General features: G+C 73.8%; 13 protein-coding genes. 11 read left to right on the plus strand and 2 right to left on the minus strand.

Features of this window, described 5'->3' with window-relative positions; translation table 11 throughout:
* The first annotated feature begins 5 nt into the window (after positions 1 to 5).
* The 6 genes from AC0OLQ_RS08555 to ispG all read left to right on the plus strand — a co-directional run bounded on the left by AC0OLQ_RS08555 (position 6) and on the right by ispG (position 5,089).
* On the plus strand, positions 6 to 548 hold the full coding sequence (locus AC0OLQ_RS08555; RefSeq protein WP_357338107.1) for a GNAT family N-acetyltransferase: 543 nt from the start codon (positions 6 to 8) through the stop codon (positions 546 to 548).
* A 35-nt stretch (positions 549 to 583) separates the two neighbouring features.
* Positions 584 to 1,096 carry a YcxB family protein gene (locus tag AC0OLQ_RS08560; protein WP_484530885.1) on the plus strand — a complete coding sequence of 171 codons (513 nt, stop codon included), beginning with the start codon at positions 584 to 586 and terminating at the stop codon, positions 1,094 to 1,096.
* Positions 1,097 to 1,099: 3 nt separating this feature from the next.
* Positions 1,100 to 1,249 (plus strand): hypothetical protein, encoded by a 150-nt coding sequence (locus AC0OLQ_RS08565; RefSeq protein ID WP_484530886.1) that lies wholly within the window; start codon positions 1,100 to 1,102, stop codon positions 1,247 to 1,249.
* A gap of 199 nt (positions 1,250 to 1,448) precedes the next feature.
* Positions 1,449 to 2,660: a 1-deoxy-D-xylulose-5-phosphate reductoisomerase gene (gene dxr / locus AC0OLQ_RS08570; RefSeq protein WP_484530887.1), complete on the plus strand. Its 1,212-nt coding sequence runs from the start codon at positions 1,449 to 1,451 to the stop codon at positions 2,658 to 2,660.
* Positions 2,660 to 3,907 carry a M50 family metallopeptidase gene (locus AC0OLQ_RS08575; RefSeq protein WP_484530888.1) on the plus strand — a complete coding sequence of 416 codons (1,248 nt, stop codon included), beginning with the start codon at positions 2,660 to 2,662 and terminating at the stop codon, positions 3,905 to 3,907. Before dxr ends, AC0OLQ_RS08575 begins: the two co-directional genes overlap by 1 nt.
* A gap of 9 nt (positions 3,908 to 3,916) precedes the next feature.
* Positions 3,917 to 5,089: a flavodoxin-dependent (E)-4-hydroxy-3-methylbut-2-enyl-diphosphate synthase gene (gene ispG / locus AC0OLQ_RS08580; RefSeq protein ID WP_357338121.1), complete on the plus strand. Its 1,173-nt coding sequence runs from the start codon at positions 3,917 to 3,919 to the stop codon at positions 5,087 to 5,089.
* A gap of 58 nt (positions 5,090 to 5,147) precedes the next feature.
* On the opposite strand, the gene AC0OLQ_RS08585 is transcribed toward ispG, so the two are convergent.
* Both AC0OLQ_RS08585 and AC0OLQ_RS08590 read right to left on the minus strand, forming a co-directional pair.
* Positions 5,148 to 5,291 (minus strand): hypothetical protein, encoded by a 144-nt coding sequence (locus tag AC0OLQ_RS08585; protein WP_357338123.1) that lies wholly within the window; start codon positions 5,289 to 5,291, stop codon positions 5,148 to 5,150.
* Positions 5,288 to 5,878, minus strand: a complete 591-nt coding sequence (locus tag AC0OLQ_RS08590) for a PadR family transcriptional regulator (protein WP_357338125.1) — start codon at positions 5,876 to 5,878, stop codon at positions 5,288 to 5,290. The genes AC0OLQ_RS08585 and AC0OLQ_RS08590 overlap by 4 nt, the downstream gene beginning before the upstream one ends.
* A gap of 122 nt (positions 5,879 to 6,000) precedes the next feature.
* Between AC0OLQ_RS08590 and AC0OLQ_RS08595 the strand changes: the two genes are divergently transcribed.
* From AC0OLQ_RS08595 to AC0OLQ_RS08615, 5 genes are all read left to right on the plus strand, one after another.
* Entirely contained in the window at positions 6,001 to 7,227 is a 1,227-nt protein-coding gene (locus tag AC0OLQ_RS08595) for an MFS transporter (protein ID WP_357338130.1), read from the plus strand.
* A 78-nt stretch (positions 7,228 to 7,305) separates the two neighbouring features.
* Positions 7,306 to 8,145 carry a GNAT family N-acetyltransferase gene (locus tag AC0OLQ_RS08600; protein ID WP_484530889.1) on the plus strand — a complete coding sequence of 280 codons (840 nt, stop codon included), beginning with the start codon at positions 7,306 to 7,308 and terminating at the stop codon, positions 8,143 to 8,145.
* A gap of 115 nt (positions 8,146 to 8,260) precedes the next feature.
* Positions 8,261 to 8,971, plus strand: coding sequence for an ATP-binding cassette domain-containing protein (locus tag AC0OLQ_RS08605; RefSeq protein ID WP_484530890.1), 711 nt, complete (start codon positions 8,261 to 8,263; stop codon positions 8,969 to 8,971).
* Entirely contained in the window at positions 8,968 to 11,118 is a 2,151-nt protein-coding gene (locus tag AC0OLQ_RS08610) for a YhgE/Pip family protein (RefSeq protein WP_484530891.1), read from the plus strand. Before AC0OLQ_RS08605 ends, AC0OLQ_RS08610 begins: the two co-directional genes overlap by 4 nt.
* A 10-nt stretch (positions 11,119 to 11,128) precedes the next feature.
* Positions 11,129 to 11,722: a TetR/AcrR family transcriptional regulator gene (locus tag AC0OLQ_RS08615; RefSeq protein WP_484530892.1), complete on the plus strand. Its 594-nt coding sequence runs from the start codon at positions 11,129 to 11,131 to the stop codon at positions 11,720 to 11,722.
* The last annotated feature ends 76 nt before the right edge of the window (positions 11,723 to 11,798 follow it).

Below are 11,798 nucleotides of genomic sequence, written 5' to 3' on the forward strand. Positions count from 1 at the left end.
GGCGTGTGATCACCTCGACCGAGCGGCTGGTGGTCCGCGACTGGACGGAGTCGCCGGACGACCTGGCCCGGATCTACGACATCTACTCCCGCCACGAGGTGATGCGCTGGCTGGGCGGCGGCGCCGGGCGGATGACCGACCCCGCCGAGGCGCGCGAACGGGTGCACTCCTGGCGCGAGCGCTACGCGCCGTACGCCGGCCGCTGGGGTCTCTGGGCGATCGAGCCGCGCGAGGCCGGCCGGGCGGTCGGCAGCGTCCTGCTCAAGCCGCTGCCCGGGCGCGACGGGGTCACCCCCACCGACGACATCGAGGTGGGCTGGCACCTGCACCCCGACGCCCAGGGGCACGGCTACGCCACCGAGGCGGCCCGGGCCGTGCTGGAGCGCGAGTTCGCCACCGGCACCCGGCAGGTCTACGCCGTGGTGATGGCCGGCAACGAGCCGTCCATGGCGGTGGCCCGCCGACTCGGCATGACCCACCTCGGCACCCGCACCGACTGGTACGGCGGCGCGGACCTGGAGACCTTCGTGCTGGCCCGCCCGGCGTAGCCGTCCGGCGAGCGGCGGCCGTATCGTGTCCGCTCGTGCTGATCACCTTCATGACGCAGCCGGATCGGAGGCTGCTCGGCGTCGCGCTTCGCCGGGCCTTCCGCCGGACCCTGCTCCTGTACTGGGTCTGCGCCGGCGTGATGGCGCTGCTGGCTCTCCTGGCGTGGTCCGTGGGTGACACCCCCGGGGTGGTGATCGCAAGTGCCGGTTCCGTCGCGCTCGCGCTGATCGCCTGGTGGGCCGACCGCCGCACGGTCAGCATCAACTGGAAGGTCTACGGCCGCCCCATCCTCTGGGCTGTCGGCGACGAGGGGGTGCGCTACGACGGCGAGCTGATGGACTGTCTGGTCCGCTGGCCCGCCGTGGAACGGGTCGAGCCCGTCCCGTACCACCTGATCTTCCGGATCGGCCGTTACCAGGTGCTCCCCGCCCGGGTCGACGGGCTGGACGCGGAGCAACGCGACGAGCTGCTCGCCTTCCTGCACGCCCGGGGCCTGCTCGGCCAGCCGGCGGAGGAGGCCGCCCGTCGCATCGCCGCCGCCGGGTAGGGCGTGCCGGATCTTGGAGACCTATCGTTCGCCACGAACGGCAAGTCGCCGCCGTACCGCGGCACCGGTATCGCGCTCTGCCTCCTGGCCGTGGTGCAGCTGATCCCGGAGCGGCTGCCTGTAGCCCTGATCCTCGCCGCGACCGTCGCCTGAGCCCGTCCGTAGCGGACAGGCGGGGAGTACCGGCCCCTCGCCGCCGCCGCGGCCGGCGCCACCTTCGTCATGCGGCAGCCGTTCGAGTTCAGCGTCGATCCGGCCGACCTGCTCGACGAGGAGGCGCCGGCGGAGGAGTCGGACGCGGGGGAGTGAGGCTCCCAGCGGGCGCTCAGGAGGGCTGGGGAAGAATGGGCGGGTGACGTCTCCCCGTTCCCTCGTCCTGCTCGGCTCGACCGGCTCGATCGGCACCCAGGCCATCGACATCGTCCGGCGCAACCCGGACCGGTTCCGGGTGGTGGCCCTCGGCGCCGGCGGCGGCAACGTGGAACTGCTCGCCGCGCAGGCGCTGGAGCTGGGCGTGGAGGCGGTCGGGGTGGCCCGGGCGTCCGCCGCCCAGGATCTCCAGCTCGCGTTCTACGCCGAGGCGAGCCGGCGCGGCTGGGCCACCGGCGACTTCAAGCTCCCCAAGATCGTGGCCGGGCCGGACGCGATGACCGAGCTGGCCGGGTGGCCCTGCGACGTGGTGCTCAACGGGGTGGTCGGCTCGCTCGGGCTCGCGCCGACCCTGGCCGCGCTGCGCGCCGGGCGTACCCTCGCCCTGGCCAACAAGGAGTCGCTGGTGGCCGGCGGCCCGCTGGTCAGGGCCGCGGTGACGCGGCCGGGGCAGATCGTTCCGGTCGACTCGGAGCACTCGGCGCTGGCGCAGTGCCTGCGCGGGGGCACCCGGGGTGAGGTGCGCCGGCTCGTGGTGACCGCCAGCGGCGGGCCGTTCCGGGGCCGGCGGCGCGACGAGTTGACCGAGGTCACGCCGGAGCAGGCGCTCGCCCACCCGACCTGGAACATGGGGCCGGTGGTGACGATCAACTCCGCCACCATGGTCAACAAGGCCCTCGAGGTGATCGAGGCGCACGAGCTGTTCGACGTGCCCTACGCCGACATCGAGGTGATGGTCCACCCGCAGTCGGTGATCCACTCGATGGTCGAGTTCGCCGACGGCTCCACCCTGGCCCAGGCCAGCCCGCCGGACATGCGGTTGCCCATCGCCCTCGGCCTCGGCTGGCCGGACCGGGTGCCCGGGGCCGCCGCCGCGGTCGACTGGACAAAGTCCCACGGCTGGGAGTTCTTTCCGCTCGACGACGCCGCCTTCCCGGCGGTGGCGCTGGCCAAGGCGGCCGGCGAGGCCGGGCGCTGCCGGCCGGCGATCTACAACGCGGCGAACGAGGAGTGCGTGGCGGCTTTCGTGGCCGGCCGGCTGCCCTTCCTGGGCATCGTCGACACCCTCGAGCGGGTGTTGGAGGACGCTCCGGACTTCGCCGAACCAGGTACCGTCGAGGACGTGCTCGCCGCCGAGTCGTGGGCACGGGCGCACGCCCAGACGATCATCGTCGGGTCGCTGGAAGGAGCCTGATGGCAAACCTGCTCGGGGTCGTGCTGTTCGCCGTGTTCATTCTCGTCTCGGTGAGCCTGCACGAGGCGGGGCACATGATCACCGCCAAGGCGTTCGGGATGAAGGTCACCCGCTACTTCGTCGGCTTCGGCCCGACGCTCTGGTCCTTCCGGCGCGGCGAGACCGAATACGGCGTGAAGGGCGTCCCGCTCGGCGGCTTCTGCAAGATCGTCGGCATGACCCCGCAGGACGACGACGTCGAGCCGGGGGACGAGAAGCGCGCCATGTGGCGCTACCCGGTGTGGAAGCGGACGATCGTCATGTCCGCCGGCTCCATCACCCACTTCGCCCTGGCTCTCGGCGCGCTCTGGGTGATGGCGGTCTCGGTCGGGTTGCCCAACCCCAAGGCCCCGACCACCACCGAGGGTCTCAAGACCGAGCCGGCCGTGATCGTCCTGGCCCCGTGCGTGGTGGTGGAGAACGCCAACCGCAACTGCCAGGCCGGCGACCCGGCCAGCCCCGCCAGCAAGGCCCAGCTCAAGGACGGCGACCGGATCACCGCCGTGAACGGCAAGCCGGTCTCCACCTGGGGCGACATGCTGGACGTGGTCCGCACCACCCCGCCCGGCCTGGCCACCATCGACTACGTCCGGGACGGCGCCCCGGCCACCGCCAAGGTCGACCTGGCCGCGGTGCAGCGGCCGCCGCTGAACGACCCGAAGGGGGCCACCTCGCCGGTCTCCGCGCTCGGCGTCATGCTCCAGCCCACCACCCCGAGCCGGATCGAGTACGGGCCGATCGCCGCGTTCGGCGCCACCGCCGACTTCACCGGCAACATGGCGGTGCAGACCGCGCACGCCATGCAGCGGATCCCGCAGAAGGTCCCCGCCCTCTGGACCGCTGTCACCGGCGGCGAGCGGGACATGGACACCCCGATCAGCGTGGTCGGCGCGAGCCGGCTCGGTGGCGAGTTCGTGGCGAACGACGCCTGGTACGGGTTCTTCATGCTCTTCGTCTCGCTCAACTTCTTCATCGGCGTGTTCAATCTGCTGCCGCTGCTCCCGCTGGACGGCGGCCACATCGCCATCGCCTGGTTCGAGCGGGCCCGCTCCTGGCTCTACGCCCGGATCGGTCGCGCCGACCCGGGCCGGGTCGACTACCTCAAGCTCATGCCCCTCACGTACGCGGTGATCCTCATCGGTGGCGCGTTCACGCTGCTGACCGTCACCGCGGACGTCGTCAACCCCATCACGCTCTTCTCAAGGTGAGTGCCTGAAGTGACCGCTGTCAGTCTCGGTATGCCCCCCGTACCGCCGCCGCCGCTCGCCCCGCGCCGGGCCAGCCGCCAGATCATGGTCGGTTCGGTGCCGGTCGGTGGGGGCGCGCCGGTCTCGGTGCAGTCCATGACCACCACCCTGACCGCCGACGTGAACGCCACCCTCCAGCAGATCGCCGAGCTCACCGCGTCCGGCTGTCAGATCGTCCGGGTGGCCGTGCCGTCCCAGGACGACGTCGAGGCGCTGCCCGCGATCGCCAAGAAGTCGCAGATCCCGGTGATCGCCGACATCCACTTCCAGCCGAAGTACGTCTTCGCGGCGATCGACGCCGGCTGCGCCGCGGTCCGGGTGAACCCGGGCAACATCCGGCAGTTCGACGACAAGGTCAAGGAGATCGCCCGGGCGGCCGGCGACGCGGGCGTGCCGATCCGGATCGGCGTGAACGCCGGCTCGCTGGACAAGCGCCTCCTCGCCAAGTACGGCAAGGCCACCGCCGAGGCGCTGGTCGAGTCGGCGCTCTGGGAGTGCTCGCTCTTCGAGGAGCACGGCTTCCGCGACATCAAGATCTCGGTCAAGCACAACGACCCGGTGGTGATGATCCGGGCGTACCGGCAGCTCGCCGAGAAGTGCGACTACCCGCTGCACCTGGGTGTGACCGAGGCCGGCCCGGCCTTCCAGGGCACCATCAAGTCCGCGGTGGCGTTCGGCGCGCTGCTGGCCGAGGGGATCGGCGACACCATCCGGGTCTCGCTCTCCGCCCCGCCGGTCGAGGAGATCAAGGTCGGCACCGCGATCCTGGAGTCGCTGGGCCTGCGCGAGCGGGGCCTGGAGATCGTCTCCTGCCCGTCCTGCGGCCGCGCCCAGGTCGACGTCTACAAGCTGGCCGAGGAGGTCACCGCCGGCCTGGAGGGGCTGCCGGTGCCGCTGCGCGTCGCCGTCATGGGCTGCGTGGTGAACGGCCCGGGCGAGGCCCGCGAGGCCGACCTCGGCGTCGCCTCCGGCAACGGCAAGGGCCAGATCTTCGTCAAGGGCCAGGTCGTCAAGACCGTGCCCGAGGGTCAGATCGTGGAGACGCTGATCGAGGAGGCGCTGCGGATCGCCGACGAGATGGGCGCCGAGATCCCCGAGGAGCTGCGCGGCCTGGTGCCGGGCGCCACGGTGACCGTGCACTGACACCCGCTCCACCGACATTGTGCGGCCGTCCCCACCCGGGGCGGCCGCACGTGTCGTCTCAGGCCCGCGCCGCCGGCCGGGGCACGGCGGCGAACTCGGAGAGGGTGAACCACCGGGGCAGGGCCCGCCGGCTGACGGCGGCGCCGGCCGGGGTGGCGGTCCCGTGGCCACCCCGGCCGGCGAACGCTACGCGGGGACTCACTCGGATTCGGCGAGGATCGCGTACAGCTTGCGCCGGGTCTCGTCGAGCACCTGGGCGGCGCGCGCCCGCTGGTCGTCGGTGCCGGTCATCATGACCTGCCGCAGCGCGTGCATGGCCTGCGCGCCGGCGTCGCGGATGTCGTGCCAGCTGTTCACGGTCTGCTCGGCGAACTCGCCCCAGGGCGGGGTCTGCGCCGCCTCGGCGGCCTCGGCCTGTCCCTGGTCGGTGAGGGCGAAGCGCTTCCGCCCGCCGTCGGAGTCCGCGGCGGCGGCGATGACGCCCTCGTCCTCCAGCAGTTGCAGCGTCGGGTAGATCGAGCCGGGGCTGGGCCGCCAAGCCCCGCCGGTCCGGGAGTCGATCTCCTGGATCATCTCGTAGCCGTGCATCGGCCGCTCGGTGAGCAGGGCCAGCACGGCGCCGCGCACGTTGGGCCGGCGGCCGCGTCCGCGGCCCCGCCCACCCCGGCCGTGGCCGTGACCGTGCGGTCCGGGCGGGAACGGCGGTGGGCCGGGGGGTACGGGCGGGAAGCCGAAGCCCCGCATCCGCATCTCGTCATGTACGGCGTGCATCCGGCGGTGGAAACCCATCGGGGTCCTCCCTCTGTCGTCGTATCGCTGATGCATCAACGATATATCGGCAATGCATCGTCGACAAGACAGGATGTGGGACGGGAAGGGAAACCGTACGTACGTCTTGCTAGGGTCTGAGGGTGCGCCTGCTTCCCGAACCGGGCCCGTCCCGGACCCTCGCCCTCTCCACCCTGATCAACACCGTCGGCCGGGGCACCTGGCTCACCGCCAGCGCGCTCTTCCTCACCCGCTCGGTCGGGCTGACGGTGGCCCAGGTCGGCCTCGCTCTCACGATCACCGCGCTGGTGAGCCTGGTGACCAGCACGCCGATGGGCTACCTGGCCGACCGGCTCGGCCCACGCGGCCTCCAGCTGACCGCGCTGCTCGCCTCCGCCGGTTTCACCGCCGCCCTGGTGGCCGTCCGTTCCTTCGCCGGGTTCCTGGTGGTCGGGATGCTGATGGCGGTCGCCGACTCGGCGACCCGGGGCGCCCGGGGCGCGCTGATCGCCGGCGCGGTGCCGCCGGACCAGCGGGTACGCACCCGGGCCTACCTGCGGGCGGTCACCAACGTCGGGATCTCGGTCGGCACGGTGCTGGCCGGCTTCGCCCTGGCCGCCGACACGCGGACCGCGTACGTGTCGCTGATCCTGCTCGATTGCGCCACCTACCTGCTGGCCGCGGCGGTGCTGCTCCGGCTGCCGCCCGTGCCGCCGGTGCCGGCGCCCACACACGGGCCGCGGCTGATCGCCCTGCGGGACCGCCCGTTCCTCGCCTTCACTGTGCTCGACGGGCTGATGTCGATGCACTTCAGCCTGATCAACATCGCCCTGCCGCTGTGGATCGCCGGGCACACCACCGCGCCGCGCTGGCTGATCTCCGCCTGCCTGCTGGTCAACACCGTGGTGGTGATCCTCTTCCAGGTCCGCGCCTCGCGGGGCACCGAGGACCTCACCGGGGCCGGTCGGGCGGCCCGCCGGGCCGGCGCGCTGATCGCGGTCGCCTGCGCGCTCTTCGCGGCCGGCGGGGGCGTGCCCGTCGCGGTGGCGGTCCCGCTGCTGCTCGGCGGCGCGCTGGTGCACGTGGTGGGGGAGTTGTGGCACGCGGCAGCCGGCTGGGGCATCTCGTTCGGGCTCGCCCCCGCGCACGCGCAGGGTCAGTACCAGGGCGCGTACGGGATGGGCATGCAGCTCGGCTCGATGGTCGCCCCGGTGGTGGTGACCACCCTGGCGATCGGCTGGGGCGTGCCGGGGTGGCTGCTGCTCGGCGGGATGTTCCTGGTGCTCGGGGTGCTGGTGCCGCCGGTGGTGCGCTGGGCCGCGCGGACCCGGCCCGCCGTGCCGGACGCGGAACCGGTTCCGGTCGGCTGAGCCGCCACTCACCACCGATCGTCCGGCGTCTTCAGGTCGGCCCGCGCGGGGCAGGGTGCATCTGGCAGGCTGGTATCCGTGCTCACGCTGCCGGTACGCCAACTCGGGGAGTCCGAGCGCCGTGCGGTCGAGCGGCTGCTCGACCTCGACCCGTACGCCGGCGCGCAGGTCGCCGAGCGGGTGGCGGCGCGCGGGCTGGCCTGGTGGCGGGCCGAGGGGCGGATCCTCGGCTACGGCTCGCGCCGCAACCTGGAGTCGATCTGCTGGCTCGGCGGCAACCTGACGCCGGTGCTCGCCTCGGAGGCGGCGGTGGCCGCCTTCGCCGAACAGTTGAGCGCCGAGGAGCGGCTCTGCTCCTCGATCGTGGGCCGCGCTGACGCCGTGCTGGGGCTCTGGGACCGCCTCGCCGCCTACTGGGGGCCGGCCCGGGACGTACGCCCGAACCAGCCGCTGCTGGCCACGGACGCGCTGCCCGTCGTGGCGCCCGACCCGGAGGTCCGCCGGGTGCGCGGCGGTGAGGTCGACCGGCTCTTCCCGGCTGCGGTGGCGATGTACACCGAGGAGGTCGGGGTGTCGCCGCTGCTCGAGGACGGCGGGCGCGGTTACCGGCGGCGGGTGGCCGACCTGGTCCGCGCGGGCCGGGCCTACGCCCGGTTCGTGGACGGCGAGGTGGTCTTCAAGGCCGAGTTGGCCGTGGTCACCCGGCGCACCGCGCAGGTGCAGGGGGTCTGGGTCGCGCCGGAGTGGCGGGGCCGGGGCATCGCGACCGCGGCGATGGCGGCGGTGGTGCGGGACGCGCTGGAACGGGTCGCGCCCACGGTGAGCCTCTACGTCAACGACTTCAACCTGCCCGCCCGCCGGGTCTACGAGCGCTGCGGCTTCCGAGCGGTGGGCACGCTCGCCACCGTGCTGTTCTAAGGCCCCGGCCTCCCGCGACGACCCGGCATGGCCGGGATCACGTCCCTTCTGATTGCGCCGAACCGGACAACCGACGCTATGCTCGGCATGTTTTTGTACTGACCAGTCAGTCTAGATGTCGGGACACGGTGCGATGAAGATCGTCGAGGCCAGCGGGCTGGGGCTGCGCACCCGCCGCGGGTGGGTCTACCGGGACGTCGCCCTCAGCGCCGAGGCCGGCGAGCTGCACGCCGTCACCGGACCGCCGGGCAGCGGGCGCACCTCGCTGCTGCTCGCCCTGGCCGGGCGCTTCCCGCACACCCACGGAGAGCTGCGCCGCCGCGGACCGGCCGCGCTCGGGCAGGTGGCCGGGGTGCACGAGCCCGATCCCACCCTCACCGTCGCCGAGCACATCCAGGAGCGGCTGCTGCTGCTCGGGCCGGTGCCGCGCCGCCGCCGGCAGCTCGTCCCGGTCGCCGCCGTGCGGGCCCGGCGGGCCTACCGGCGGGACGCCTTCGCCGCCGCGATCGCCGGCGCCGGCTTCACCGACGCCCCGCTCGACCCGGACCGGTACGGCCGCGACCTCACCCCCGTCGAGCGGCAGGTGCTCGGCCTGGTGCTGGCCAGCCTCGGCGGCCCGAACCTGATCGTCGCCGACGACGTGGACGCCGGCGCCGACGCGCCCGAGCGGGCGTGGATCTGGGCCGCCCTGGCCCGCCTCGCCGACCAGGGGTACGCCGTTGTCGCCAGCGCCCGCGCCGTCGAGCCGGCCGCGACCGCCATCGCGCACCGGATCGGTGACCCGACCCTGCCCAGCCCGGCCCTGACCTCCGAGGTGACCGCATGAGTGTCGTTCGACTCGCGCTGTTCGAGCTGCGCCGGATGACCCGGGGCCGGCTGCCGCGCGCCGCGCTCGCCGTCCTCACCGTCATCCCGCTGCTCTACGGCGCCCTCTACCTCTACGCCTTCTGGGACCCGTACGGGAACCTCGACCGGATCCCGGTGGCCCTGGTCAACGCCGACCGGCCGGCGAAGGCCGGCGACGGCAGCGAGGTGCACGCCGGCCGGGACCTCACCGACGAACTGCTCGACCGGAAGGTCTTCGGCTGGACGGTGACCGACCAGGACGACGCCACCGAGGGGCTCCGCGACGGCCGCTACCACCTGGTCTTCTCCATCCCGGCGGACTTCTCCGCCACCCTGGCGGCCAGCCCGGAGCCCGACCGGCCGGCCCGGCGGGGCGAGCTGAAGGTGGTCAACGACGACGCCACCAACTACCTCTCCGGGCTGCTCGCCCGCTCCGCCTTCAGCGAGATCCGGGCCGCCGCCGCGGAGAGCACCGCCGCGTCGTACTTCGACCGGATGCTGATCGGGTTCACCGACGCCAAGGCCGAGACCGGGCGGGCCGCCGACGGCGCCGGCCGGATCCACGACGGGCTCGGCACCTCCCAGCAGGGCGCCGGGCAGCTCGCCGACGGGCTGGGCACCGCCGAGGACGGCGCCGGGCAGCTCGCCGGCGGGCTGAACACCTCCGTGCAGGGCGCCACCAGGCTGGCCAACGGACTGGACCAGCTCTACACCGGGGCGGCCCAGATCGCCGACGGCGCCAACCGGGCGGCCACCGAGACCCGCGCCGCCGCGAAGCAGGTCGACGCGGCGGCGGACAGATACGAGCCGCTGCTCCGGCGCAACGCCGCCGACATCCAGCGGGCCGCCACGCTGGTCGCCGAGGGCGCGCAGGCGCTCGCCGACGGCCTCGACGCGCTGCCGGCCAGGGCCGACGAGGTGGTCGGCCAGGCGGAGAAGGTGCGCGACCGGCTCGACGCGCTGGTCGAGGAGCACCCGGAACTGGCCGACGACCCGAACCTGGTCGCCGCGCGCAGGGCCGCCGACCAGGCGGTCACCGCGGCCCGGGCCATGGTCGTCGCGTTGGACGGGACCGACCTGGCCGCGCTGAAGAAGCAGATGACCGAGGTCGCGCAGACCGCCCGGGAGGTGGCCGCCGCCGCGCCGCACCTGGCCGACGACGTCGCCACGGCCCGGACCAAGGTCGACCAGCTGGCCGGCGGCCTGACCACCCTGGCGCAGGGCAGCGCAAAGCTCCGCGACGGGCTCGGCGACGCCGCGGACGGCGCCGACCAGCTCCGCGGCGGCCTCTACCGGCTCGCCACCGGCGCCCGGCAGCTCGACGGTGGCCTGGCGCAGCTCAGCGGCGGCAGCAACCGGCTCGCCGACGGGCTGACCAAGCTGGAGGGTGGCGCCGGTGACCTCGCCGACGGGCTCGCCGCCGGGGAGAAGAAGCTGCCCGGGTACGACGACGCGGACAGCCGCGCCGACGTCCTCGGCGACCCCGTCGGGCTGATCCGCCACTCCGACCACCCGGCCGGGTCGTACGGGGTCGGCTTCGCCCCGTACTTCCTGGCCCTGGCGCTCTGGGTCGGCGCGATGATCACCTACATGCTGCTGCGGCCGGTGAACCGGCGGCACGTGATGTCCGGCGCGCCCGGCTGGCGGGTCGCGCTCGCCGGCTGGCTGCCCGCCGCGGCGATCGGGCTGGCCCAGGTCGCGGTGCTCTACACCGTGGTCACCCTGGCCCTGGGCCTCGACCCGCGGCACGGGCCGGCCACCTTCGGGCTGCTCGCGCTCACCTCGCTGGCGTTCACCGCCGTCATGCAGCTGCTCGGCGTGGCGCTCGGGCCGGCCGGCCGGCTCGCCGCGCTGGCCCTGCTGATGCTCCAGCTCACCTCCTCGGGCGGCACCTACCCGGTGCAGACCTCGCCCGGCTTCTTCCAGGCCGTCCACCCCTGGCTGCCCATGACGTACGTGGTGGGTGGCCTGCGGCACACGATCAACGGCGGGCCCTCCGGGCCGGTGGTCACCGGGGCGCTGGTGCTGCTCGCCTTCGGGGCGGGTGCCCTGGCGCTCACCGTCGGCGCGGCGCGCCGCTCCCGCCGGCTCACCCCGGCCAAGCTGCACCCCGAACTGACCATGTGAGGATGGGCGGGTGACGGACGGACGGACCCGCCGGCGGGAGGACACCCGCCAACGCCTCTTCGTGGCGGCGGTGGAACTCATCGCCGAGCAAGGCTTCTCGGCCACCACCGTGGACGACATCGCGGCCCGGGCCGGCGTGGCGAAGGGGACCATCTACTACAACTTCGAGTCCAAGACGGTCCTCTTCGAGGAGCTGCTGCGGCACGGCATCGGCCTGCTCACCGCCGACTTCCGGGCCGCCGTCGCCGGGCAGCCGCCGCGCGAGGCGCTCGCCGCGCTGGTCCGCGCCGAGCTGGAGTACATCCGCCGCTACCGGGCCTTCGCCCAGCTCCTGCTCTCGGAGATGTGGCGGACCAACCGGGAGTGGCAGCAGACCCTGCGGCTGCTGCGCGGCGAGGCGATCGAGGTGATCGCGGAGACCGTACGGGCCGGGGTGGCCAGCGGCGACCTCCCCGCCGACCTGGACGTGCGCACGGCCAGCTCGGCGCTGTTCGGCGTCGGCCTGGTGGTGGCCGTCGACTGGCTGGTCTTCCAGCCGGACCGGCCCATCGAGGACGTGCAGGAGGCGCTGCTCGGCATCGTCCGCCGGGTCGCCCAGACGTGACGCCGCGCCGGTAAATCGTTTGAGTGGCCGGGGCCGCCCGGGTGAGGCTGGGGGCACCGCCCCCACCGACCCGAGT

It is taken from the genome of Micromonospora sp. Utrum1, from assembly GCF_057197805.1.